The sequence below is a fragment of the Pseudomonas sp. C27(2019) genome (assembly GCF_008807395.1).
Classification (GTDB): domain Bacteria; phylum Pseudomonadota; class Gammaproteobacteria; order Pseudomonadales; family Pseudomonadaceae; genus Denitrificimonas.
Genome location: NZ_CP043320.1, coordinates 2,985,439 through 3,008,818 on the forward strand (window position 1 = coordinate 2,985,439; position 23,380 = coordinate 3,008,818).

At 49.3% G+C, this 23,380-nt stretch carries 24 protein-coding genes; 15 read left to right on the forward strand and 9 right to left on the reverse strand.

The features are described 5' to 3' along the window. The first annotated feature begins 95 nt into the window (after nucleotides 1-95). The 9 genes from eco to FXF61_RS13770 all read left to right on the forward strand — a co-directional run bounded on the left by eco (nucleotide 96) and on the right by FXF61_RS13770 (nucleotide 9,554). Nucleotides 96-584, forward strand: coding sequence for a serine protease inhibitor ecotin (gene eco, locus FXF61_RS13730; protein ID WP_151185785.1), 489 nt, complete (start codon nucleotides 96-98; stop codon nucleotides 582-584). Nucleotides 585-717: 133 nt separating this feature from the next. Beyond that, nucleotides 718-1,566, forward strand: a complete 849-nt coding sequence (locus FXF61_RS13735) for a hypothetical protein (protein WP_151185786.1) — start codon at nucleotides 718-720, stop codon at nucleotides 1,564-1,566. 93 nt (nucleotides 1,567-1,659) lie between these two features. Beyond that, on the forward strand, nucleotides 1,660-2,670 hold the full coding sequence (locus tag FXF61_RS13740; protein WP_151185787.1) for a methionine ABC transporter ATP-binding protein: 1,011 nt from the start codon (nucleotides 1,660-1,662) through the stop codon (nucleotides 2,668-2,670). Further along, complete coding sequence (locus FXF61_RS13745; protein ID WP_151185788.1) at nucleotides 2,667-3,332, forward strand: methionine ABC transporter permease; 666 nt, start codon at nucleotides 2,667-2,669, stop codon at nucleotides 3,330-3,332. The genes FXF61_RS13740 and FXF61_RS13745 overlap by 4 nt, the downstream gene beginning before the upstream one ends. A gap of 66 nt (nucleotides 3,333-3,398) precedes the next feature. Then, nucleotides 3,399-4,169 (forward strand): MetQ/NlpA family ABC transporter substrate-binding protein, encoded by a 771-nt coding sequence (locus FXF61_RS13750; protein ID WP_151185789.1) that lies wholly within the window; start codon nucleotides 3,399-3,401, stop codon nucleotides 4,167-4,169. Between the two features lie 297 nt (nucleotides 4,170-4,466). Beyond that, nucleotides 4,467-4,907, forward strand: coding sequence for a cytochrome c (locus FXF61_RS13755; protein WP_151185790.1), 441 nt, complete (start codon nucleotides 4,467-4,469; stop codon nucleotides 4,905-4,907). A gap of 71 nt (nucleotides 4,908-4,978) precedes the next feature. Further along, nucleotides 4,979-6,406 carry a cbb3-type cytochrome c oxidase subunit I gene (locus tag FXF61_RS13760; protein WP_151185791.1) on the forward strand — a complete coding sequence of 476 codons (1,428 nt, stop codon included), beginning with the start codon at nucleotides 4,979-4,981 and terminating at the stop codon, nucleotides 6,404-6,406. 124 nt (nucleotides 6,407-6,530) lie between these two features. Then, nucleotides 6,531-8,375, forward strand: a complete 1,845-nt coding sequence (locus FXF61_RS13765; RefSeq protein ID WP_151185792.1) for a nitric oxide reductase activation protein NorD — start codon at nucleotides 6,531-6,533, stop codon at nucleotides 8,373-8,375. Nucleotides 8,376-8,411: 36 nt separating this feature from the next. Continuing rightward, the gene (locus FXF61_RS13770) at nucleotides 8,412-9,554 is read left to right on the forward strand and encodes an NnrS family protein (protein ID WP_256663438.1); all 1,143 of its coding nucleotides are present in this window, start codon (nucleotides 8,412-8,414) and stop codon (nucleotides 9,552-9,554) included. Here the strand turns inward: FXF61_RS13770 and FXF61_RS13775 are convergent. From FXF61_RS13775 to FXF61_RS13785, 3 genes are all read right to left on the reverse strand, one after another. Next, a complete protein-coding gene (locus FXF61_RS13775) occupies nucleotides 9,551-9,751 on the reverse strand; it encodes a DnrP protein (RefSeq protein ID WP_151185793.1) in 201 nt (66 codons plus the stop codon). The genes FXF61_RS13770 and FXF61_RS13775 overlap by 4 nt on opposite strands. 74 nt (nucleotides 9,752-9,825) lie before the next feature. Continuing rightward, nucleotides 9,826-10,515, reverse strand: a complete 690-nt coding sequence (locus FXF61_RS13780) for a Crp/Fnr family transcriptional regulator (RefSeq protein WP_151185794.1) — start codon at nucleotides 10,513-10,515, stop codon at nucleotides 9,826-9,828. 95 nt (nucleotides 10,516-10,610) lie between these two features. Then, nucleotides 10,611-11,111 (reverse strand): DUF6436 domain-containing protein, encoded by a 501-nt coding sequence (locus FXF61_RS13785; RefSeq protein ID WP_256663548.1) that lies wholly within the window; start codon nucleotides 11,109-11,111, stop codon nucleotides 10,611-10,613. Between the two features lie 159 nt (nucleotides 11,112-11,270). On the opposite strand from FXF61_RS13785, the gene FXF61_RS13790 reads away from it, so the two are divergent. After that, complete coding sequence (locus tag FXF61_RS13790) at nucleotides 11,271-12,206, forward strand: alpha/beta fold hydrolase (protein WP_151185796.1); 936 nt, start codon at nucleotides 11,271-11,273, stop codon at nucleotides 12,204-12,206. Nucleotides 12,207-12,217: 11 nt separating this feature from the next. Here the strand turns inward: FXF61_RS13790 and FXF61_RS13795 are convergent, their stop codons facing one another. Next, entirely contained in the window at nucleotides 12,218-12,949 is a 732-nt protein-coding gene (locus FXF61_RS13795; protein WP_151185797.1) for a hypothetical protein, read from the reverse strand. A gap of 277 nt (nucleotides 12,950-13,226) precedes the next feature. Next, nucleotides 13,227-14,456 carry a phosphoglycerate dehydrogenase gene (serA, locus tag FXF61_RS13800; protein WP_151185798.1) on the reverse strand — a complete coding sequence of 410 codons (1,230 nt, stop codon included), beginning with the start codon at nucleotides 14,454-14,456 and terminating at the stop codon, nucleotides 13,227-13,229. 207 nt (nucleotides 14,457-14,663) lie between these two features. Here serA and FXF61_RS13805 point away from each other — a divergent pair, with 207 nt between their 5' ends. From FXF61_RS13805 to FXF61_RS13825, 5 genes are all read left to right on the forward strand, one after another. Further along, nucleotides 14,664-16,058 carry an FAD-binding oxidoreductase gene (locus FXF61_RS13805; protein WP_151185799.1) on the forward strand — a complete coding sequence of 465 codons (1,395 nt, stop codon included), beginning with the start codon at nucleotides 14,664-14,666 and terminating at the stop codon, nucleotides 16,056-16,058. Nucleotides 16,059-16,105: 47 nt separating this feature from the next. Beyond that, on the forward strand, nucleotides 16,106-16,780 hold the full coding sequence (locus tag FXF61_RS13810) for a fumarylacetoacetate hydrolase family protein (RefSeq protein ID WP_151185800.1): 675 nt from the start codon (nucleotides 16,106-16,108) through the stop codon (nucleotides 16,778-16,780). A 2-nt stretch (nucleotides 16,781-16,782) separates the two neighbouring features. Beyond that, nucleotides 16,783-17,598, forward strand: a complete 816-nt coding sequence (gene mutM / locus FXF61_RS13815; protein WP_151185801.1) for a bifunctional DNA-formamidopyrimidine glycosylase/DNA-(apurinic or apyrimidinic site) lyase — start codon at nucleotides 16,783-16,785, stop codon at nucleotides 17,596-17,598. A gap of 120 nt (nucleotides 17,599-17,718) precedes the next feature. After that, on the forward strand, nucleotides 17,719-18,051 hold the full coding sequence (locus FXF61_RS13820; RefSeq protein ID WP_151185802.1) for a multidrug transporter: 333 nt from the start codon (nucleotides 17,719-17,721) through the stop codon (nucleotides 18,049-18,051). Nucleotides 18,052-18,295: 244 nt separating this feature from the next. Continuing rightward, nucleotides 18,296-20,167: a Na/Pi cotransporter family protein gene (locus FXF61_RS13825; protein ID WP_151185803.1), complete on the forward strand. Its 1,872-nt coding sequence runs from the start codon at nucleotides 18,296-18,298 to the stop codon at nucleotides 20,165-20,167. On the opposite strand, the gene ggt is transcribed toward FXF61_RS13825, so the two are convergent. The 4 genes from ggt to FXF61_RS13845 all read right to left on the reverse strand — a co-directional run bounded on the left by ggt (nucleotide 20,164) and on the right by FXF61_RS13845 (nucleotide 23,270). After that, nucleotides 20,164-21,831 (reverse strand): gamma-glutamyltransferase, encoded by a 1,668-nt coding sequence (ggt, locus tag FXF61_RS13830; protein WP_151185804.1) that lies wholly within the window; start codon nucleotides 21,829-21,831, stop codon nucleotides 20,164-20,166. The genes FXF61_RS13825 and ggt overlap by 4 nt on opposite strands. A gap of 9 nt (nucleotides 21,832-21,840) precedes the next feature. Further along, complete coding sequence (locus FXF61_RS13835) at nucleotides 21,841-22,092, reverse strand: YfhL family 4Fe-4S dicluster ferredoxin (protein WP_151185805.1); 252 nt, start codon at nucleotides 22,090-22,092, stop codon at nucleotides 21,841-21,843. Nucleotides 22,093-22,199: 107 nt separating this feature from the next. Further along, nucleotides 22,200-22,679, reverse strand: a complete 480-nt coding sequence (gene coaD / locus FXF61_RS13840; protein ID WP_151185806.1) for a pantetheine-phosphate adenylyltransferase — start codon at nucleotides 22,677-22,679, stop codon at nucleotides 22,200-22,202. Nucleotides 22,680-22,850: 171 nt separating this feature from the next. Next, nucleotides 22,851-23,270, reverse strand: coding sequence for a hypothetical protein (locus FXF61_RS13845; protein ID WP_151185807.1), 420 nt, complete (start codon nucleotides 23,268-23,270; stop codon nucleotides 22,851-22,853). Nucleotides 23,271-23,380: the final 110 nt, after the last annotated feature.

Sequence of the window (23,380 nt, forward strand, 5' to 3'; positions counted from 1 at the left end):
CAGTTGCTGCTGAACTGCAATGCGGCTGCGAGGTCAAAAATTTATTAGGTGGGTGAAGCTCACCGATTACAGACTGTAAAATAAGGAATGAGATGATGCGCAAAGCGCTAACAATGACTCTAGTCACAGCCTTTTCATTTGCTACGGCCGCTTGTGCGACTGCCCCAGTGCCTGATTTAAATAGTGTTGCAAACTATCCTGTAGCGCAAGAAGGGCAGTCGCGTCATGTGATCTGGCTGGACACGCAACAAAATGAAGACTTGCTCAAAGTTGAAGTTGTGCCTGGTAAGCAGATGCTTACTGACTGCAATACACGCAGCTTAATGGGCAATTTTACTGCACAAGACCTGCAAGGTTGGGGTTACACCTATTACCAGTTAGGTGATGTAAGTGGCCCTATTTCAACGTTAATGGCCTGCCCCGATGACACGAAAATACAAGCCTTCGTTCCTGTTATGGGTGACAACTTCACCTTGCCTTACAACAGTAAATTGCCGATCGTTATTTATGCGCCAGATGACGTTGAAGTGCGCTACCGTATTTGGACAGGCAGTAAAGCGCTGAAATCAGCGATCCAGCAATAATCTCAACATGGCCCACGCCATTCTCTCCAGCACAGCCTGAGGTGTATTCGCCTTAGGCTGTCTGCAGCATATCTTCTGCATCATTACAGAGCAGTGTAGACTGCCAGCTGTTTTGTTGGTTGGGGATATTTATATGTCACGATTTATCAGACGCTATGCGTTGGTGTGCGGCGTACTGGCCATGTTAACGGCGTGCCAGAACACTGCTCAACACGTCACTGCGCCTCAGGTTGATGAGTTTGCTGTGGCTGAGTTGGTCTTTACTGATCATGTCAACGCCAATCAGCTTGAATTAGCCGCACAGCAACTCGCTAGCCTGCGAAATAATTACCCTGATGAGCCGCGCATTGCTGATTTACAGCAGCGTTTAGCCAACGCTTGGCTGGCCGTCGGTGAGCAGGCGCTTAAAGATGCAGATGTTGACACGGCGAGTGCTGCCTTGATTGAAGCCAAGCGTTTATTGCCGCAAGCACCAGCTTTAACTGAAGGGCTCGATGCTGCTTTACTTGCTGTGCAAGCGCCTGCTGCTAAGCCTAGCGTCACACCACCAGCGACGCTACGCCAGCCTCCAGCGGTGCGTAAAACACCCGTGCAAAAACAGCCTGAGCAGCAAGCAGAGACGACGCCCAGCGCCGAGCAATTAGAGCCTGAGCAACCAGCAACACAATCTGCGCCTACACTTAGCAAGGCTAAAGCGCGTATTATTGACGTTAATGCGCCATATACTGTTGTGCCACTGCCAATGCTGCAAACCCGCACTAATCATCGGTTAGGGCGCTTGTTGGATGATGTTGCTGCTGATGTGGTTAAATTTCGCGCAGCTGTAACGATTGAGGTTGCCAATACCCGTGATTTTCATTGGGTTGCTGCTTTGCTCTCGGCGCGGGTTAATAAGATCGATAGCAGTTTTAAGCCGCGTCTCGAAGAAGTGATTCGCAGTGATGAGCCTGCGCAGTTAGTCATTACGCCACGCAAGATATAAGAAATAGCTCTATACATAGAGTTTAAAATAACTTTTAACGCTAAGCGATGATGGGCACACTGTCCGTTAAAATCGCCCTAACAAGGTTAAACCGTGATTGAATTCCACGATGTGCATAAAGCTTATGCAGTAAACGGGCAGAGTATTGTTGCGTTACATCCCACAGCCTTACAGGTCGAGCCCGGTGAGATTTTTGGCTTGATTGGTCACTCCGGTGCCGGAAAAAGCACACTATTGCGCCTAATTAATCGCCTAGAAGAGCCCAGCGGTGGTCGCATTATCGTTGATGGTGTCGACGTGACAGCCTTGGATGCGCAAGGTTTACGGCGCTTTCGCCAGCGTGTCGGGATGATTTTTCAGCATTTCAACTTGCTGTCATCCAAGACCGTGGCCAACAATGTGGCGATGCCGCTGAAACTGGCCGGTGAACTCAGTAGTGCGCAGATTAAACAGCGCGTGATTGAATTGCTGGCGCGCGTGGGTTTGAGTGAGCATGCCAATAAATACCCAGCGCAGCTGTCCGGTGGCCAGAAGCAGCGGGTGGGTATTGCCCGCGCCTTGGCAACGGATCCAAAAATTCTCTTATGTGATGAAGCGACCAGTGCGTTGGATCCTGAAACCACAGCGCAAGTGTTGCAGTTACTGGCTGAAATCAATCGAGAGCTGGGCTTAACCATTGTTTTGATTACCCATGAAATGGACGTGATTCGTCGTGTCTGTGATCGTGTCGGGGTGATGGATGCTGGCGTGATTGTTGAACAGGGCTTAGTCAGTGAGGTGTTTTTGCATCCCCAGCACCCAACCACTCAGCGTTTTGTGCAGGAGTCGGAAGGTGATGCCGGTCTGACGCAAGATGAAGCGTTTCAGTTGGTCAGCGGCCGTATTGTGCGCTTAACCTTTTTAGGTGAAACCACCTACGCACCCTTGTTAGGGCAAGTGGCCCGTAATACTGGGGTTGATTACAGCATCTTAGCTGGGCGTATCGGGCGCATTAAAGAGCAAGCCTGTGGCCAACTTACTCTGGCGCTAACCGGCGGGAAAGAGCAATTAGCGGAGCAGCAATTGCGTGCTGCTGGTGTGCATGTTGAGGTCTTACGCCCATGAGCGAGTTACTGATTAATATTGACTGGTATGAGATTTGGCAGGCGAGCTTAGACACCTTATTAATGCTCGGTGGTTCGCTGCTGTTTACTGTAATTTTAGGGCTGCCGGTTGGCGTTTTGCTGTTTTTAATTGGCCCGCGGCAAATGTTTGAGAATCGCGCCTTTTATGCCATGTTGTCTTTTGTCGTCAACGTACTGCGCTCGTTGCCGTTTATCATCTTATTGATTGTGATGATTCCGATCACCGTCGTAATGACCGGTACATCCTTAGGTGTGGCTGGTGCAATTCCGCCGTTGGTGGTGGGCACTACGCCGTTTTTTGCACGCCTAGTGGAAACGTCATTGCGTGAGGTCGATCGCGGTATTATCGAAGCCACACAAGCAATGGGTGCCAGTACGCGGCAGATTATTTTTAATGCCTTATTGCCTGAAGCACGACCAGGCATTATTGCGGCAACCACAGTCACCGCCATTACCCTTGTGTCCTATACAGCGATGGCCGGTGTGGTTGGTGCGGGTGGTTTAGGGGATTTGGCGATACGCTTTGGTTATCAACGCTTTCAAACCGATGTCATGGTGGTCACAGTGGTTTTACTGCTGATCTTGGTTCAGGTTTTGCAGAGCGTTGGTGATCGTCTTGTATTACGCTTTTCAAGAAAGTAACAGCTAGACAGTAACAACAATAAACAGCCGTTGTACGGCGCATAATCAATTGACTTGGAGTCTTTTATGAAAAAAACATTATTAGCGTTAGCGGCCCTCAGCGTTTTTGCTGTACAGGCTGAGCCACTAAAAGTTGCTGCGACACCGGTACCGCACGCAGAAATCTTAGAGTTTTTAAAGCCGGCTTTAGCTGAGCAAGGCGTGGAATTAGACGTTAAGGTATTTACTGACTACGTGCAGCCCAACGTGCAGGTTGCAGAAAAGCGCCTTGATGCCAATTTCTTTCAACACCAACCATACTTGGACGAGTTCAACAAAACCAAAGGCACCACGTTAGTCAGTGTCGCCGGTGTGCACATTGAGCCTTTTGGCGCCTACTCAAGCAAAGTTAAGCAACTGGATGCGCTGGAAAAGGGCGCGAGCGTAGTGATTCCAAACGATGCCACCAACGGTGGTCGCGCTTTATTATTGTTGCAAACAGCGGGTGTGATTACCTTAAAAGAAGAGGCTGGCATCACTGCCACCCCGCGTGACATTGCTGACAACCCGAAAAACATTAAAGTACGTGAGCTCGAAGCTGCCACGCTGCCGCGTGTACTTGATCAAGTGGATTTAGCCCTGATCAATACCAACTACGCACTAGAAGCAGGCCTGAACCCAAATAAAGACGCGTTAGTGATTGAAGGTGCTGATTCGCCATACGTGAATATTCTGGTGACGCGTGAAGATAACAAAAACAGCCAAGCAGTACAAAAGCTGGTTGAAGCGCTACGCAGCGATGCTGCTAGAGACTTTATCAATGAAAAATACAAAGGCGCTGTGATCCCAGTGTTCTAAGCGCTGGATTATGAACCGCCAAACGCCTTGAGGAACTCCCGAATATAGCGTTTGGTGGGTATTGACCAATTTGCCCGTGCCACTGTTTGCGTCATAGCTGTTCGTAAGTTGATGCTCCCTTGTACGTATTGACCGATAAGATGGTGACAATTGTAGTGATATAGGTGCGATCCCCTTAATTAATCTTGATTTACTTTGTGCATTGTTTTTATGCCCTTGTGAATACTTGATTGCTATCAAGGGGTTTTGTTACCAACTGTTTCTATGATGTGCGGGCATAACTCATTAGGAGGCGTCATGTCTGAAACTTTCACAAAAGGTATGGCGAGAAATATCTACTATGGGGGAAGTCTGTTCTTCGTCCTGGTTTTTCTTGCACTCACTTACCATACAGAAAGAACTATCCCAGAACGCACCAATAGCGATTTACTGACTGAGTCAGTGATTCGTGGAAAGCATGTCTGGGAAGAAAATAACTGCATTGGTTGTCACAGTTTGTTGGGTGAAGGTGCTTACTTTGCACCTGAACTGGGTAACGTATTTGTACGTCGTGGTGGTGAGGAAGGTTTCAAATTCTTCTTACCTGCGTGGATGCAAGCACAGCCCACCAATGTTCCTGGCCGTCGACAAATGCCGCAGTTCAATTTAACCGAAACGCAGTTGAATGATTTAACCGAGTTCTTCAAATGGACTTCGAAAATCGATACCAATAACTGGCCACCAAACAAGGAGGGTTGATATGTCTGCTACATTGTTTTCGAACATTTACGCATTGTCAGTCCACGTGGATGGCAGTCTAAGGGGAACTGATTATGTCGAATAATCCGTACATAAAATTCACCTCACAAAAGGTGGCCATGCCGTACTTGGTGTTTGCCCTGATTCTGTTTGTTGGGCAAATTCTGTTCGGTTTGATAATGGGGCTGCAATATATCGTCGGTGACTTCTTGTTCCCGCTGCTGCCATTCAATATTGCACGTATGGTGCATACTAACCTGCTGATTGTGTGGTTGTTGTTTGGCTTTATGGGTGCGGCGTATTACCTGATCCCTGAAGAAGCTGACCGTGAATTACACAGCCCAAAATTAGCGATGATTTTGTTCTGGGTGTTCGCAGTTGCTGGCGTACTGACCATCTTAGGCTACTTGTTTGTACCCTATGCTGGCTTGGCGCAAATGACCGGTAACAATCTGTTGCCAACCATGGGACGAGAATTCCTTGAGCAACCGCTGGTCACTAAGATCGGTATCGTTGTGGTCTGCCTAGGCTTCTTATACAACGTCGGTATGACGGTACTGAAAGGCCGCAAAACCGCGATTAACGTGGTGATGATGACCGGTTTAATCGGTTTGGCTCTGTTATTCCTGTTTGCCTTCTACAACCCTGAAAACCTCACCCGCGATAAGTTTTACTGGTGGTATGTGGTGCACTTGTGGGTAGAAGGTGTCTGGGAATTGATCATGGCAGCGATGCTGGCTTACGTTCTGATCAAAATCACCGGTGTTGACCGTGAAGTGATTGAGAAGTGGCTGTATGTGATTGTCGCCATGGCGCTGATCTCCGGTATCTTAGGTACAGGTCACCACTACTTCTGGATTGGTGCACCAACTGTTTGGCTGTGGGTTGGTTCTATCTTCTCTACGTTGGAGCCATTACCGTTCTTTGCGATGGTGTTATTTGCCTTCAATATGATCAACCGCCGCCGCCGTGAGCACCCAAACAAAGCTGCTGCGCTATGGGCTATGGGTACTACAGTTACTGCGTTCTTAGGTGCTGGTGTTTGGGGTTTCTTACATACCCTCGCACCTGTTAACTACTACACGCACGGTACGCAATTAACAGCTGCACACGGTCACTTAGCGTTCTATGGCGCCTATGCCATGATCGTGATGACCTTGATTTCCTATGCCATGCCAAAGTTACGTAATCTTGGTGAAGCGCCTGATAATAAAGCGCAAGTACTGGAAATGTGGGGCTTTTGGTTGATGACGATCAGTATGATCTTTATCACCCTGTTCTTATCCGCTGCTGGTGTGGTACAAATCTGGCTGCAACGCGTTCCTGAAGATGGTGCTGCGATGTCCTTTATGGCTACGCAAGATCAGTTGGTTCTCTTCTACTGGTTACGCTTGGTGTCTGGAGTGATCTTCATGGTAGGTTTGGTTGCCTACTTGTTGAGCTTCCGTCAGCGCGCACGCGCAGAGCTAGTCACTACGACTGCTGCTGGGCACGCATAATTACGTCAGTTAACGTAATGTTGTAAAGATCTTCGGCCCGGCTTGTACAGCGGGCCGAAGTTGTTTTAGCGACAGCTGTGTGGTTATTTGCGCACAGGTGACGCAGCAGTAAGTGAGGTTGGATATGGGCATTGGTGTTGAAGTAGAAGAGTGGGCTGGTGAAATTTGGCACCGGTTTATTACCCGCCGCGCTGATCCAGGCTTTCCAGAGGCACGGGTTGAACTGGTAGATATGCAGCGCTCGTTGGCCGTACTATTCCGAGCATTAGGCGGTGCTGCAGGCGTTGCTGTGGAAGCCTCTAGTGCACGTAAAATGGTGTTACGGCGTTCGCTCATACAGCAAGTAGCTGGCAGCAGTCAGCAGTTGGCAGTGGCGTGGGCCGATGCAGAAAACTTACGTTTGCCTGCAAGCTTAGCGGTGTACCCTGATCCTGAGCTCAACCGAGATCTGTATCGCTGGCTAGCGCTATTGGCTGCGACTTCAAATAAAATGCGCCATTGGGGGCGTGATAATCAACGCTGGACCCAGAATCTGCTGGCGCAGTACCCAGCCATGCGCTCACGCTACCAGCGCTTACTGGACGCCCATTTAGCGCTACGTCCAGACCCTAACTCATTAAAGAAAAATGAAGCCGCTTTAGAGCGTGCTTTACGCCAAGCCTTGCAAGAACCGGGCAGTGTAGTAGATTTCCCTGTTACCGAGCGAGCGCCGTTTCCACTGCCATTGTGGTTGTATCCAGCGGAGCGCTTGGGTGATCCGCAAAGCAGTGAGCTCGAAAGTGAAGAAGATGAAGGCGATGTGGTGGGTGGCGCACAGGGCGAAGGCCGTGATGCACGCAAACAGGCATCGCGGGTTGAAGACAACTCCGGTAAGCAGGGTTTGTTGTTATTTCGCCTAGAAAACTTATTTAGCTGGTCTGAGCATATTGATGTTGATCGCTGTGGCGATGACAACGAAGACCTTGATGCGGCACGAGTGGCCGAAGATTTAGATGAAATTGCCGTATCGCGCAAACGTAAGCGCAAGGGCGGTGGTTTAAAGTTACACCTGGATTTACCACCCACAGATATTGATGACATCCCTCTGGGCGAGGGAATTAAGTTGCCTGAGTGGGATTTCCGTAAAAATGCTCTAATAGATGATTTTGTGAATGTGCAGATGATGCTACCCCGTGATCAGGAGGCTGCACCTTTACCACTGCGCTTAAGCCAATTAGCGCGACGCATTCGTCGTCAATTCGAAAATTTACGCAGTGAGCCGCGCTGGTTGCACCAGCAGCCACAAGGCGATGAATTGGATTTACAAGCCTGCTTGGACTTCCATGTCGAGCGCCAGCACGGCCAGATTGCTGAGCGCGGTCTGTTTATGGAAAAACGCCAACAGCACCGGGATTTATCCTGTTTGTTGCTGGCGGACTTATCCATGTCGACTGACTCGCACATCAATGATGAGCGCAGAGTGATTGACGTGGTGGCTGATAGCATGCTGTTGTTTGGTGAGGCGTTGTCTGCAGTAGGTGATGATTTTGCTTTCTATGGCTTTTCTTCGCTGCGTCGCCACCATGTGCGCATGCAAGAAGTTAAACGCTTTGATCAGCGTTACGACGATAGCGTACGCGGCACCATTCAGGCTTTAAGACCGGGTTATTACACGCGAATGGGTGCAGCGATTCGCCAAGCCAGTGCGTTGCTTAAAGATCGGCCACATAAACGCCGAGTGTTGTTGCTCGTGACCGATGGCAAGCCCAATGATTTAGATTTATACGAAGGCCGCTACGGGGTGGAAGATACTCGACAAGCGGTATTAGAGGCGCAAAAGCTGGGTTTAATCCCTTTTTGCATAACCATTGATCGCGAAGCAGCAGATTATCTGCCCTATATGTTTGGTGCCAATGGTTACACCTTGATTCGTGAGCCTGAGCATTTACCTACACGCTTGCCGCAGTTGTACCGCCAGCTGACTCAGTAGGTTTAATACAGCAGTGCTAAGAGGAAAACTGCATCTGTGAGTAACAGCCCGCAACCATCAATACGCCAGCGTAAAAAGCCTGCCAGCCAGTATCTGTTTCCACTGGCGGCAGCCTATGCGGCGCTGCTGATGCCGTGGTCAATATTGGCGCTACTGATGGCAGTGCCTGCACCACTTGGTTTGTATAGCTTCTTTGGCCATGCCCATGAGCTGTTGATTGGTTATGCCATGCTGGTAGTAGCCGGTTACTTGTTAGGGCCGCTTGCGGGACGCAAAGTCTTGTTATTGATTGCTGCTTGGCTGTTGGCTCGGGTTGGTTTTTTGTTTTTCCCAGGCAGCTTTTTTGCTTGGGCTACTGCGCTCGTTGTAGCGGGCTTAATTGCCAGCTGGATCGTGCCACGCTTTGCACGCTCGGCGAAAAAGTGGCGCAATAAAAGCATTGCACCTCTAGTTATTATTTTGTGTGTTTTATTGGTTTTTGCTGCGCAACCCCGCTGGCAAGGTCAAACGATAGTGGTGGAGTTGTTACTGGGCTTGGCGTTGCTGATGTTTTTTATGGGGGGGCGCATCATTGCTCCAGCAGTGGCTGGGTATTTATTGCGACAGCAACGTACCTTGCAGGCGCGTGTGCAGCCTACCATTGAAGGTGCTGTGCTGATTTTACTGTTCCTTGTTCTGCTACTGTACCCATTGCCGGGCATACTCAATGAACAGTTAGCAGGCGTGCTGGTGTTTTTGGCTGGACTCTTAACAGCGGTACGCTTGCTGCGCTGGCAATTATGGCATTGCCGTAAGCGTGCTGATTTATTATTGCTGGGCGCGGGTTATGCATGGCTGGCGCTGGGCTTATGTTTACTGGGTTGTGCGTTATTGTTTAAACCGGCACTGCTCAGTGCAGGTGTGCATGCCATTACTGTAGGTGCGCTGGGTACCCTGACTTTAACAGTGATGGCGCGTGTTCATTTGATGCAACGCTATCGTGATGCAAATGCACGGCCACTTAGCCATATCGCTGGCGTGCTGATTAATTGTGCGGCTTTATTGCGGGTCATACCGGCATTGTTAGGGCAGCAAAGCAGTGCATGGCTGCTAGCTGCAGCACTGTTATGGACGCTGAGTTTTTTGCTGCTACTGCTGGTGTTTTGGCAAAGTCGCAGTGGGCTGAGCAAGCCCGCTTAACCACCGGCAGGGTTACTGCGTGGTAACCAGACAATCATAATTGCGCAAAAAATAGTTAAGCCAATCACAAACCACTTAAAGCGTGAAAGACGCTGCGCCTTATCACGCTCTGTATGTTGCGGTAAATTCATACCACAGTCTTCGCAGACAGTTTGCTCGATTGGATTATCATGCTGACAGTACAAACACGTTGCCATAAACACATCCTCCGTTCTGTAAATGCTGTCATAGCTTGATCTGTAGAGGGCTTGATAGCCATCAAGTATGCTTTTTAATCATAGTTCTCGAGACGATCTCGATCAAGAATACAGATCAAACGACCTTCAACTTTAATAATACCCTCATCGCTGAGGTGATGAATAATCCGCGAGAATGTTTCTGGCTGAATGGAAAGGTGCCCAGCAACCAAACGCTTAGCCATTTGCAGCTCAAAGCTTGGCGTATTGCACTTAGTACCCGAGCGTAATGCTTGCGCCAAAATATAACGAATCACCCGATGGGTGGCGTTTTTTAAGGATAGAATCTCAATCTCATTCAAACGCTGGTGCATACGCACTGAAAGTGCGGCCAATAATGCCATAGCCGTTTCGGTGTTTTCACGCAGCAAGCGGGTATAGGTTGCATTGGATAACATCAAAAGCTGGGTAGGCAATACGGCTTGTGCGGTTGCCACATAAGTGCCGGTATCCATAAACATCATTGCTTCAGCAAAGGTGTTGCGGTCACCGATGACCTCAAAAACTTTTTCTTGGCCGTCGGGGGTTAGGCGATAAATTTTCACACTGCCAGAGATAATAAAGCCAAAACTGTTACAGGAATCACCTTGGCGAAAGACATAAGCGCCCTTTTCAAGGTTCAGCAATTGGCTTTCTTCTATCAACTGGATTAACTGGCTCTCATTAAGCGCAGAAAACAGGTGATGTTCGCGTAATATTTTTTGATATAAAGGATGCGGTTCCATTGAAATTCCACCGTTATAGATGAGTGGACGGCTAAATAACCGTATTTGGCAGGCATCCTAGCATAGATTTAGGATTAGACTATTGAGCTGGGAACTTACTGCCAGTCACAAAAACAGCCTACCGCTAAGGTATTGGCTGCAGTGACAGGGCGATTATCTATCAAAGCATCTAATATCGGGTCAATAAAGCTATTACTGGAGTTGCACACTGCGCCTTCACTGTAAGGGCCGAAATAGGCCAGTTGGCCGCTACGATCCCAGATGGCAACTGCAGGGCTAGCAGGCAAATGTTGTGAACCGGGCAGTTCGTTTAAATGCTGCATGCTTCGCAGCGCTTTGGGTAGCTGGCCGTTGCTGCCAGGCTTTTGCAAGTGATAAAACTCGACTTCACCAGCATAATGCTCGAGCATTTCTGCAAGATGCTGCTGATTGCCCACATTGCAGGGGCAGTTAGGGTCCCAAAAGTGTACAAAACGAATTGCTCCTGTGCCTGCTAAATTGTCAGGCAAGCGTAATTGCTGGCCACTAAAAACCGCTGTGGTTTCACTAAAGGGCCGGATAAAACGTGATTTATACCACCACAGGCCTGTCAGCATAGAGCCGATCCAGAGCACAATGGCAATTGTAATCAGTGTTTTTCTCACAATAGTTCAATTCATAAATGCTGCAGATGCAAGGTAGTATAGAGTGCCATGAGTGGCTAGAAATCTATACGTACAGGATGTCGCACTACTAATTGCTTAGAGGGCGGGTTAATGACTGGATTTGATCCACAAGCGCTGCGTCATTCTTTATCTGTATTGGATGCGCACAGTGTTGATCCAGAATTGGCCAACACGTGGCGGCGTTTTTATCAGATTGACTTTGCTCAGCAGCATGCAGATGTTGAGTGCCGTTTGGGTGTGGTTGAAGTGGGCAGTTATCGGATTGCCATGCAAGTCTGGCGACCCCCACAAGCGCTGGCTACATTGATAGTGCTGCATGGTTACTACGACCACATGGGCTTGTATGGGCATGTTTATGATTGGGCCTTAAAGCAAGGCTATGCGGTGCTCTGTTGTGATTTGCCTGGGCATGGTTTGTCCAGTGGTGCGATAGCCAGTATTAATAGTTTCCAAGAATATCAGCAGGTCTTACAAGCACTGCTGAGTAAAGCTGGACAACTGCAGCTGCCTAAACCTTGGCATTTGTTGGGTCAGAGCACTGGTGGCGCAATTGCTTTAGATTACTTATTAGCTCAACAGCCTTTGACTGAATTTGGTCAGACTATTTTGCTTGCGCCGTTGGTGCGGCCGCGGGCTTGGCAGCAATCAAAGCTGCTTTACCAGTTGCTGAAACCCTTTCGCAGCAGTGTGCCAAGGCGTTTTTCAGATAATTCAAATGACCCTGCGTTTGTTGAATTTGTACGCAATGATCCATTGCAAGCGCAGGTGCTACCCACCGCTTGGGTGGGCGCTTTAGCACAATGGATTCCTCACATTGAGCAAGCCAAGCGCAGTCAGCGCAGCCCTATTATTGTGCAAGGCGATGCAGATATGACAGTTGATTGGCAGTACAACTTAAATGTCTTAACTGAGAAATTCAGTGAGCCAAGAATATTACTGCTGCCAGAGGCTCGGCATCATTTGGTGAATGAGCAGCAGAGCATCCGCGAGCAGTATTTTAAATTTATCGGCGAGCAATTGAATTAGCCAGTGCCAGCTTACTGGGCAGGGCGCAAGCTGGCCTGCAGCGTTTTAAAGGCGGCTTGGTAATAGCTTTGGCCTTCTGCAGACTGGGCAAAATTCACAAACTCTTCCAGTTCAGCATCGGATAAATCCTGATACACGTGCAGTAAGGTGTTATCAATATTGCCGTCGATTTCTGTGAGCAGGCGCTGGCGCTGGGTTTCCAGCAAGGCATTGGTCTGTTCAGCACCTATCACGCCGGGCAACATTTGGCTCAAACTATCAGCGGCTACGCTGCCTAAAGCGAGCGTCACTTCTGCACCCGCTTGGCTGGCGGGAAGCGCATTGGCCAGATGACGAATCAGCAGGCGTCGCGTTGCATCGGCTTGAATCGCAGGCATGCCATCAGTGTAGCGCTTGAGTTGTGCTGGGTGGGTGGCTGCAGTTTCTGCGTTGCTGACCTTTTGGCCAATGCTTGAGCTAAAAAAAGCTAAGGCGGGGGCGGGGTTTGCTAAATGTTGGCGCAAAGCTTTTTGTCCGCGAGCATGCATGGCGTCCGCAGCGAAACGGCTATTGCTGTTATTAACCAGCGTTTGGTAAATGGCGCTGGGCAGGGTGTCTTGGTAGCGTTGTTGGGCCTGCTGTAACGCGCTAGAAAAGTGCTCTTGCTGTTGTGGCCAGCCGCTTTTTTTATACAAATCCAAGTAGATGTCGGCAAACGCACTTGAGCTGCTGGCGAGCATACAAAACAATAATAAAAAACGCATACACTTCCCCTGAGAAACGCCATGAAAAACACGTGAGTGAATATTTAAGACCGCTGCTTCAGGCTGATTGTTGCCGCGTCTGAAAAATAAATATGCAATCATGAAAATTGGCATATTATGCAGCAAATGCATGCCGATATGCTGGGCTAACCCTCAATAAGTAGTGTTCAAAATGAATATTGTCAACGAAAACGTTTGCTTTGTGCGCCGTGTTTAATCTGCATGCATTAAAAAGGGAAGCCGAGGCCTCCCTTTTTGCTGACAGATGGCGCAGCGCTTAGTAAAGAATACGGCAGCGCATGGTGCCTTCTACTTCTTGCAGCTTGCTTAATGCCAGCTCAGAGTGCTCTGCAGCAATATCAATCACCACATAACCAACGGTTTCATCCGTGCGCAAAAACTGGCTGGATACGTTGATTTTGTTGTCGGCAAATACCTTGTTAATCGCGCCCAAAACACCTGGGATATTCTGGTGAATATGTAGGATACGGTGCTTGCCAGGGTGCGATGGCAGCGATATTTCTGGGAAGTTAACCGAGGTTACGGAGGTGCCGTTATCACTGTATTTAACCAGTTTTTCCGCCACTTCCAGACCAATATTGGCTTGCGCTTCTTGGGTTGATCCACCAATGTGCGGGGTTAGAATCACATTGTCAAAACCACGCAGTGGGCTTTCGAATTCTTCACCGTTGGAGCGTGGCTCAACGGGGAATACATCAATTGCCGCACCTAATAAGTGGCCATCTTTAATGGCTTCAGCCAGCGCATCAATTACAACCACAGTTCCGCGGGCAGCATTCATTAAAATACTCCCCTTCTTCATGCTTCGAATTTCTTTTTCACCAATCATCCACTCAGTGGAGGGCAACTCTGGAACGTGTAAGGAAACGATATCAGAGATGGACAGCAGCTCTTCCAAAGTGGCGACCTGGGTGGCATTACCTAGCGGTAGTTTAGCCATAATGTCGTAATAGTAGACATCCATACCCAGTGCTTCAGCCAGTACCGAGAATTGTGTACCAATAGAACCGTAACCAATGATACCGAGCTTTTTGCCGCGGATTTCATAGGCACCGGTGGCGCTCTTCATCCAGCCACCACGGTGGCTAGCAGCGTTGCGCTGTGGAATGCCGCGAATCAGCATTATAGCTTGCGCCAACACCAGCTCAGCCACCGAGCGGGTGTTTGAGTAGGGTGCATTAAACACAGCAATACCACGCTCACGGGCGGCATTGAGGTCAACTTGGTTGGTACCAATACAGAAGCAACCAACAGCAATTAGTTTTTGTGCACACTCAAAAACCTCTTCAGTTAATTGAGTGCGCGAGCGGATGCCAACGAAGTGAGCGTCAGCGATTTTTTCTTTTAATTCTGCTTCTGGCAGGGCACCGGTAATATACTCAATATTTGTATACCCAGCCGCATTCAGTGTATCGATTGCGTTCTGGTGAACACCTTCAAGAAGAAGAAAACGAATTTTGCTTTTATCAAGCGATGTTTTACTCATCTGCGTAGACCTGTTGTCCTAAAGTGAGTGGCAAGTTGACGGACAGTGAGAACTGACCGGAACGGCAAAAAAATAAAGCCGGCCCGGGAATCGGCGTGAGGCGCGACTAGCGGGGTGCCCATGCTACCATAAGCAACAGAAAAAACAGCCAGCCTTATGACGTGAACAGTCTTCAGGCAGACCATGAACAGTGTGAGAGTTCCCAAAATGACTGATCTTGCCCTTATAGAAGAGCTAAAAACCCTTGTTGATGCCGGTAAAGTACTGACTGATGCGGATTCATTAGAAGCCTATGGCAAAGACTGGACTAAGCATTTTGCGCCAGCGCCGAGCGCGATTGTTTTTCCGAAAACCATCGAGCAGGTGCAAGCCATTGTGCGCTGGGCTAACCAGCATAAAGTTGCATTAGTGCCGTCAGGCGGGCGCACAGGCTTGTCGGCGGGTGCAGTAGCAGCCAACGGTGAAGTGGTGGTGTCGTTTGACAATATGAATCAAATAACGGCTTTTAATCCGACCGACCGCACTGTTGTCTGCCAGCCTGGTGTCGCCACACAGCAGCTACAAATGTTTGCCGAAGGCAAAGGTTTGTATTATCCAGTGGACTTTGCTTCGGCAGGTTCAAGCCAAATCGGCGGTAATATCGGTACCAATGCTGGCGGTATTAAAGTGATCCGCTATGGCATGACCCGCAACTGGGTGGCCGGTATGAAAGTGGTCACTGGTAAAGGTGATCTGCTAGAACTGAATAAAGACTTGATTAAAAACGCTACCGGCTATGATTTACGCCAGTTGTTTATTGGCGCGGAAGGCACCTTAGGTTTTGTTGTTGAAGCGACGATGCGTCTTGATCGTGCACCGAAAAATCTAACAGCTTTAGTGCTGGGCGCGGCAGATTTTGATTCGATTATGCCGGTGCTGCATGCGTTTCAAAACACCTTGGATTTGACCGCTTTTGAGTTTTTCTCAGACAAAGCGTTAGCCAAGGTTTTAGCGCGCGGTGATGTGCCTGCGCCGTTTGAAACAGACTGTCCATTTTATGCGCTGATTGAGTTTGAAGCAGTCAGCGAGGAAGTAGCTGAGCGTGCCTTGACCACCTTTGAGCATTGTGTCGAACAAGGCTGGGTGCTCGATGGGGTGATGAGCCAAAGTGAGCAGCAGCTGGAAAATTTATGGAAGTTGCGTGAATATATTTCAGAAACCATTGCGCATTGGACGCCCTACAAAAACGATATCTCGGTGACTGTTGGTCAAGTACCGGCATTCTTGGGTGATATTGATGAGATTGTCGCGAAAAACTACCCTGATTTTGAAGTGGTTTGGTTTGGTCATATTGGTGACGGTAACCTGCATCTGAATATCCTCAAGCCCGACAACCTCAGCAAAGATGAGTTTTTTGCCCAGTGCGCAATTGTAAACCAGTGGGTTTTTGAAACCGTGCAAAAGTATAACGGCTCCATTTCTGCTGAACATGGTGTAGGGATGACCAAGCGTGATTACCTACATTACAGTCGCTCGGCAGAAGAGGTGGCTTACATGCAGGCGATTAAGGCGGTTTTTGATCCAAATGGCATTATGAATCCGGGCAAGATTTTTCCAGTATAAGAATTAAGCCATTTGTCAGTCATTTTAATGATTTTTAAGGGTTTTTTATGAGCTATCAACATCGATACATAGACGGTACGCGCGTTCATTTCCCGGTGGGTAAAGTGGTGTGTGTGGGGCGTAACTATGCTGCGCATGCAAAAGAGTTGAATAATCCGGTACCGACTGAGCCTTTGTTGTTTATTAAACCTGCAAGCTGTGTGGTGTCGGCTGATGGCGGTTTTAATATCCCCACTGATCGTGGCGCAGTGCACTATGAAATTGAAATTGCGGTATTGATTGGTAAGCCTTTATCGCGTCAGCCCAGTGAAGAGGAAACTCTGGATGCCATTACTGGCTTTGCACCGGCTTTGGATTTAACTTTGCGTGATGTGCAAGAGCGCCTTAAAGAGAAAAGCTGGCCGTGGGAAGTCGCTAAATCCTTTGATGGAGCCTGCGTATTAGCGCCTTTTGTCTCAGGTTTTACGGTTAAAGATAGCACCGACATTAACGTGCGCTTGACCATCAATGGCGAAGTGCGCCAAGACAGCAACAGCCGTGACATGCTCTATCCGATCATTCCGCTGATTCAGCATATGGCTGGGCAGTTTGCTTTGCAGCCGGGTGATGTGGTGTTAACGGGTACGCCTGCCGGTGTTGGGCCGTTACACGAAGGTGATGAGCTACTGATGGAGTTACCCGGGCATGTTGCTTTTAGCACTTGTGTTCTTAAGCGTAACTGATCGTGCCTGAACTCCCTGAAGTTGAAACCACACGCCGTGGCATTGCTCCGCATTTGCTGGGTCAGCGTGTGCAGCGTGTGGTGGTGCGTAATGGGCGTTTACGCTGGCCGATCCCTGAAGACTTGGACGTGCGCCTCTCTGGGCAGCAGATTGTCAGCGTTGAGCGCCGCGCCAAGTATCTGCTGATCGGCGCTGAAGTGGGGACATTAATCAGTCACTTGGGCATGTCGGGCAGCTTGCGTATGGTCGAGCAGGGCACACCTGTGGCCAAGCACGACCATGTCGATATCGAACTGGAATCAGGCTTGATCTTGCGCTACACCGATCCTCGCCGTTTTGGTGCCATGCTGTGGAGCACTGAGCCGCCTTTGCAGCATAAGTTATTGCAAAAGTTGGGGCCTGAGCCACTGCTGGATGACTTTTTAAGCAATCACTTGTATCAGCATTCACGCGGCCGCAGTATGCCGGTCAAGCCTTTCATTATGGATAATGCGGTTGTCGTTGGTGTAGGTAATATTTATGCTAGCGAGGCGTTATTTGCTGCAGGCATTGATCCGCGCCGTGAAGCAGGCAGAGTGTCGAAGGCGCGTTATGCTAAATTGACGCAAGAAATTAAGCGTATTTTGGCTGCGGCCATTGAACAAGGTGGCACCACGCTGCGCGATTTTGTTGGTGGCGATGGAAAACCAGGTTACTTTCAACAAACATTGTTTGTTTACGGTCGCGCAGGCCAGCCTTGCCTGTCCTGTGGGCGCGAGTTGGACGAGGTTAAGCTCGGCCAGCGCGCCAGTGTGTATTGTGGCAAATGCCAGCGCTAATCTAATAAATGAGTGAAAAGTATTTTTTGCTGACGGATTGAAGTAGATCACGCTGACAAATACTGAACTGCTGTATATAGTCAACATAGTCCAATAAAAACCTGCTGAAGGATCGCTGTTATGAATATGTTTCGAATCACCGCTGCAATCTTAGCCCTGTGTATGAGCGTGATGAGCATGCCGGCATCTGCTGCGAATGTCAGCGGCAACCCTGAGTATCAGGTGGATGCGCCGCCCGCTTACTCTATGGTTGCTGATGTAGTGATTGCACGTCCATTGCTGATAGCCGCAACTGTGATTGGTGCTGGCTTATTTGTAGTGACACTGCCTTTTACGCTACTTGGTGGTGGTGTTGATCGTGCAGGCCAGGCCCTTGTGGTTGAGCCCGGTAAAGCTGCATTTGTGCGCTGCCTTGGTTGCACCAAGTCGGGTTACGATAATCACAGTGACTGATTTTTACCTTTACGCTTCCTTAATTGAAGGCCGCCCATTATGAGAGCGGTCTTTTCTGCTGAATAAAATACGTGTAATACTCTGCCTACTTAATACTGCAGCACAGTGCTCTAGCTGTGCTGCAGAATATGTTTATCTGCGCCCTAGTTAACCGCTCGACTGATTCAGCAGGTTGTCAGTTACGTCCTGTGTGCAATGAATACATTTTGCTTTTTTGATCAATGCTCTGCGCTTTGGTGGGTGTATGGACAAGCTTAAGTCGTTCTTATTGCCTATGTTGGCGCTGGTAGTTTTATCTGCCAGTTTTTGGTACAGCCCAGGCTGGTTAGAGCTTTGTGCTGGTCTAGCGTTATTCCTGTTTGGCATGCAGTGCCTTGAAAAAGGCTTAAAGAAGCTGGCCGGTGGTCGATTAGAGCAGCTTTTAGAGCGCAGCACGGCTACCCCCTTCAAAGGATTCGTATTCGGTGTGGGCGGCACTATGGTGCTGCAATCGACCACGCTGATGTCGTTGCTGACCATTGCCTTTATCAGCACTGGCCTGATTCAGTTGGCGGGTGGAATTTCGATTTTACTGGGGATCAACTTAGGCACCAGTGGCGGGATATGGTTGCTTGCTGCCGCAGGGCAAAATTTTAGCTTAAGTCCCTTGGCACTGCCTTTATTGGTATTTGGTGTGCTGGCCGGTTTCAGTAATGGCAAGAAGGGCAAAGGCATTGGCCGGCTTATCTTAGGTATTGCTTTTATCTTCTTAGGTATTGACCAGATCAAAAGTGCTTTTGTTGAGTTTGGCAGTCATTTAGAAGTACTGGAGCAGGTCAGTCGTGGTTACTTAGGGCAATTGCTTTTTGTCGGTATAGGCATACTCCTGACCGCCATGTTGATGTCCAGTCATGCCACTTTGATGCTGATTTTAGCGGCCTTGGCTGCAGGTCAGTTAGAGTTGTGGCAAGGAATGTCGATAGCCATTGGTGGCAGTGTGGGCAGCAGTTTAAATGTGGCGGTGATGGGCTGGCTCGGTGGCAACCGAGGTGGTCAGCGTCTTGCTACAGTGCATGTCTTGTTTAATATTATTACCGGTTTAATTACTTTTTGGCTGCTGACGCCCTTTATGTGGGCTGTGCATTGGATTATGACGGGCTTGGGTTTGGGTGATAATAGCTTGCTCCAGCTGGCGATGTTTCAAACCGTGTTTAACCTGCTCGGTGTGCTGTTGTTTTGGCCCTGGCAGCGTCATTTAGAAGCATGGCTGTGCCGGTTTTTACCCGATCGTGCTGAGCCTAGCGTCTTGATTGCGGAGACACAAACAGGCCAACGCTCTGCTGTTGAGCAACGCGTACTGCCTGAAACCCGTGCACGTTACTTAAGTGATGCCGCGCTCACCTCTGTGGATACAGCCTCGCGCGCAGTGGTGCAGGAGTTGCAGCACTTAGGCCGCTTAAGTCTAGAGGTGATTTGTCATGGCTTGTATCAGCCGGTGGAACAGCTTTCCAGTGTGCGAGTGGATGAGGCGCGCTTAGATGCGCGGCCTAATGATGCAGAGTGCTTAGATGCAGAGGAGCTCTATCAGCGTCATATTAAGGGTGTTTATTCAGACTTGTTAGGCTTTATGAGTCGCCTTGATGTTGAAATGGATGAAGAGCATCAAAAGTTTTGGATGACCTGCCAAGTGGTTGCTTTACAGTTGGTGGATGCGGTGAAAGATGCCAAGCATTTACAGAAAAACCTAGGCCGTTACTTGCGTGATGAGCGCTCCCATGTACATGGGCATTATTTAGACTTGCGCCGCCATGTGATGTGGGTGCTGCGTCAAGTGCGAGAGGTCAGTCGTTTAGACCTGCCGGATGATGTTTGGCGCAGTCGCTTGGAGTGGGTGGATGGACAGGCAGCTAAATTTGATGCTGATTTTCGTCACCGTATTTTCACTGAGGTGCGTAGCCAAAAGCTGGATAATATGCAGGCCAGCTCACTGATGAATGACTTGGGCTATGCCAGTCGCATTACGCAAAGTTTACGCAATGTGTTGCAGCTAGGGCTGGTGGGAGACAATGAATTGCTGCGTGAAGTCAGTCGTTTGGGCGGTGAAGACGATGACTTCCCGTTAATAACTCTACTTTAATGGCTGAGGCTGACGCCATGTCCACGAGGGTCGCTGGCGCCAGCGCTCTGACCTGATTGCTTGTGCCACCAGAGCACTTGTTGGTTGCCGTAATTGCGCGTCAGCTCTTGCAGTGTGTGGCCTTTTTTCTCTAGGCGTTGCTGCTGCTGCAGCGTCAGCGTACCGGGCTCAAAGCCTAATATGTCGGGTAAATACTGGTGATGTATACGCGGGCTGGCGACCCATTGTGCAGGTGCTTTGCCGTCTAAGTATTCCAGCATGGCTAAGACATTCATACTGGGGATTCGACTGCCGCCGGGGGTGCCAAATGCAGAGAAATCGTGAGGGCCTTCTAAAAAGCTGGGGCTCATCGACGATAGCGGCCGCTTGCCCGCCTGTATCTGATTGGCCACGCTGCCAGTCAGGCCGTAGGCATTGCTGCCCTCCAAGTCTGCAGCAAAGTCGTCCATTTCGTCATTTAACAAGACACCCGTACCCGGCACAGTAAAGGCCGCACCAAACATCATGTTCAGCGACAACGTTGCAGCAACAGCGTTACCCTGTTGATCGAGTACGGCAAAGTGGGTGGTGTGATCGCCTTCCTGCAGCTCAGCACTCGGCGCTAAGCTGCTGCTGGGGGTGGCATGATCAACGTTGATACTCGCGGTCATCTCGATGATGTGTTGGCGGGCGAGCAATGCTTGGATGGGATTATCAACAAAATCTGGATCACCGAGCAGGCCGCGATCACGGTAGGCACGGCGCAATACTTCGGCAATATAATGCGCACGCTGTGCAGGCTCTGCTTGCTGCCACGGTAAGCGCTGTAACATCAGCAGGCTTTGCGCAATGGCAATACCACCCGCTGATGGTGGTGGTGCAGTAATCAATTGGCGCTGCTGGGCCAGTGGCACAATTAAAGGTGCGCGCCATTGCACACGGTAGTGGGCTAAATCGTCCAATGACCAAATCCCGCCTGCGGCTTGAACGGCATTGACTAATTTCTCAGCAAAAGCACCGCGGTAAAAACCTTTTTGTCCGTGCTGTGCCAATAGGCTGAGCGTGGCAGCCAGTTCCGGCTGACGTAAGATCCAGCCTTGCTCTGGGATCGTTTGTTGATCGAGAAATAAACGCGCTGATTCAGCATCTTTTTGTAGCGCAGCTAGACGCCAACCGGCGCGTTCTTGATAGACCGCATCAATGGCAAAACCATCGCGAGCTAAAGCAATTGCAGGGGCGAGGTTATCAGCTAAAGGCAAGCGCGCATGGCCTTGCGTGAGGGCTTCGAGCGCTGCAGGTATACCAGGAATCGCAGCAGCCAGCGCTCCATCGAGTGATAGCTTAGGGTCAACCACGCCATCAACGCGATAAAGATCGCTATGAGCAGCCAGTGGCGCACGTTCGCGGGCGTCGAGAAAGTGATAATTCGCTGTTTTACCAGCGCGGCGCAGTAAGTAAAAACCGCCACCACCAAGTCCTGAGCCATAGGGCTCTACCACCGCCAGAGCAGCGGTGACAGCAATGGCTGCATCAATGGCATTGCCACCTTGCTTAAGGATGCTAAGCCCTGCTGCGCTGGCTAAGGGATGTGCACTGCTGACATAGCCATGCTCTGGCGCTTGATCAGCAGCGTTAACCGACCAGAGCAGAACAATATTAAGTGCAAGAGCTGATAACCAACGCATAGGGAGGACTTAAGCCTGACCGGTGATGATCTTGTATTTTTCCATCAGCTCTTCTTTGCTTTCCACATTATTTGGGTCTAATGGAATGCAATCGACTGGGCATACCTGCACGCACTGCGGTTCATCGTAATGACCAACACACTCAGTGCACAGGTTGGGATCAATTTCATAGATCTCCTCGCCTTGGGTAATAGCGCCGTTGGGGCATTCGGGTTCACAGACATCACAGTTGATGCAGTCATCCGTAATGATTAGCGACATGAAGCAACTCCTATAGAGCAGTAAGGGCACAATGCCAAATAAATACACTAACTGTGCAGCAAGCTAAGTTAGCATGCAGCACCAGCAAGACAGAGGCTTGCTATACATTATTTTTTGAAGCGTTCTGCTAGTGCGCTGGAAACTGCTGGATGAACAAAATCGGTAATATCACCACCCAGTCCGGCTATTTCTCGCACTAGAGTTGAAGAAATAAACGAGTACTTTTCAGACGGTGTTAAAAATAAGCTTTCAACATCAGGGGCCAGTTTGCGGTTCATATTGGCCAATTGGAACTCGTACTCAAAGTCAGAAACCGCGCGTAAGCCACGCATCAGGATGTTGGCGTCGACCTCTTTAACGAAGTGCGCCAGTAGATTGTCAAAGCCAAGCACTTCAACGTTGGGTAGATGTGCAGTGACTTCTTTAGCCAAAGCAACGCGCTGTTCTAAATCAAACAAGGGGTTTTTTTTAGGGTTGGCTGCTATTGCAACAATCACATGATCAAAAATACGCGCCGCGCGTTCAATGAGATCGCTATGGCCACGAGTGATCGGGTCAAAGGTTCCCGGGTACAAAACACGATTCATTGCGACGTCCTATGGGCGTTAAAAAGTTGTGCAATGGTAACGCAGCAGCACAGTCAGCGCAAAAAGGTTTATTTAACCAAACCGCCCCTACTGATCGGAGACGACTTGGTCAATTTTCATTGTGTTTTTTTGTGCAACCCTTGCCTAGGCAAGGGTTTGAGCGCTTGCGAATTAAAAGCCAATAACTTTGCGGTTTGGTTGCAGTAAGTTGGCACCCATTTCAACTGGGCTGGCCGGTTTAATGCCGTCACGCAAATCGCTGGTTTTGTGGCCAGTATTGGGCAGATATAGCGCACATACAGAGGCTGTTGCGCCTTTTTTCATAGCCGCACCGAGCAGTTGTGCTGGTGTTACATCGTTAGGCTTGAGCAATTCACCGCCCGCATCTTTCAAAGCGAGATCGCCGGCTGTGTCACAGAGTAAAATATCAACCTGAGCGCCTTGCTCTTGCATTTGGTTGGCTAAAACCATTGCCATGCCTTGTGACATGGTGCTGGCTGAGGTCAGAGTAACTGTCACATGCTGGGTGTCTGCAGCAAGGCTGTAGCTGCTGACAGAAGCAAAGAGCAGTGCTAAAAGTGTTTTTTTCATAGTGAATCTCCAGTGAGTAAATGTTATTACAATATACATTGATATATAGCAAATACACTTGCCCTATTGTCGCAGGCAGTAAAACATCAGCCACTCTACATAGTTAGCAG

What these genes read in the sequence shown, in the direction of transcription:
- eco (WP_151185785.1), top strand. Translation starts at nt 96, where the DNA reads ATGCGCAAAGCGCTAACAATGACTCTAGTCACAGCCTTTTCATTTGCT.
- FXF61_RS13735 (WP_151185786.1), top strand. Translation starts at nt 718, where the DNA reads ATGTCACGATTTATCAGACGCTATGCGTTGGTGTGCGGCGTACTGGCC.
- FXF61_RS13745 (WP_151185788.1), top strand. Translation starts at nt 2,667, where the DNA reads ATGAGCGAGTTACTGATTAATATTGACTGGTATGAGATTTGGCAGGCG.
- FXF61_RS13750 (WP_151185789.1), top strand. Translation starts at nt 3,399, where the DNA reads ATGAAAAAAACATTATTAGCGTTAGCGGCCCTCAGCGTTTTTGCTGTA.
- FXF61_RS13755 (WP_151185790.1), top strand. Translation starts at nt 4,467, where the DNA reads ATGTCTGAAACTTTCACAAAAGGTATGGCGAGAAATATCTACTATGGG.
- FXF61_RS13765 (WP_151185792.1), top strand. Translation starts at nt 6,531, where the DNA reads ATGGGCATTGGTGTTGAAGTAGAAGAGTGGGCTGGTGAAATTTGGCAC.
- FXF61_RS13775 (WP_151185793.1), bottom strand. Translation starts at nt 9,751, where the DNA reads ATGGCAACGTGTTTGTACTGTCAGCATGATAATCCAATCGAGCAAACT.
- FXF61_RS13780 (WP_151185794.1), bottom strand. Translation starts at nt 10,515, where the DNA reads ATGGAACCGCATCCTTTATATCAAAAAATATTACGCGAACATCACCTG.
- FXF61_RS13785 (WP_256663548.1), bottom strand. Translation starts at nt 11,111, where the DNA reads ATGCTGACAGGCCTGTGGTGGTATAAATCACGTTTTATCCGGCCCTTT.
- FXF61_RS13790 (WP_151185796.1), top strand. Translation starts at nt 11,271, where the DNA reads ATGACTGGATTTGATCCACAAGCGCTGCGTCATTCTTTATCTGTATTG.
- FXF61_RS13795 (WP_151185797.1), bottom strand. Translation starts at nt 12,949, where the DNA reads ATGCGTTTTTTATTATTGTTTTGTATGCTCGCCAGCAGCTCAAGTGCG.
- serA (WP_151185798.1), bottom strand. Translation starts at nt 14,456, where the DNA reads ATGAGTAAAACATCGCTTGATAAAAGCAAAATTCGTTTTCTTCTTCTT.
- FXF61_RS13805 (WP_151185799.1), top strand. Translation starts at nt 14,664, where the DNA reads ATGACTGATCTTGCCCTTATAGAAGAGCTAAAAACCCTTGTTGATGCC.
- FXF61_RS13810 (WP_151185800.1), top strand. Translation starts at nt 16,106, where the DNA reads ATGAGCTATCAACATCGATACATAGACGGTACGCGCGTTCATTTCCCG.
- FXF61_RS13820 (WP_151185802.1), top strand. Translation starts at nt 17,719, where the DNA reads ATGAATATGTTTCGAATCACCGCTGCAATCTTAGCCCTGTGTATGAGC.
- FXF61_RS13825 (WP_151185803.1), top strand. Translation starts at nt 18,296, where the DNA reads ATGGACAAGCTTAAGTCGTTCTTATTGCCTATGTTGGCGCTGGTAGTT.
- ggt (WP_151185804.1), bottom strand. Translation starts at nt 21,831, where the DNA reads ATGCGTTGGTTATCAGCTCTTGCACTTAATATTGTTCTGCTCTGGTCG.
- FXF61_RS13835 (WP_151185805.1), bottom strand. Translation starts at nt 22,092, where the DNA reads ATGTCGCTAATCATTACGGATGACTGCATCAACTGTGATGTCTGTGAA.
- coaD (WP_151185806.1), bottom strand. Translation starts at nt 22,679, where the DNA reads ATGAATCGTGTTTTGTACCCGGGAACCTTTGACCCGATCACTCGTGGC.
- FXF61_RS13845 (WP_151185807.1), bottom strand. Translation starts at nt 23,270, where the DNA reads ATGAAAAAAACACTTTTAGCACTGCTCTTTGCTTCTGTCAGCAGCTAC.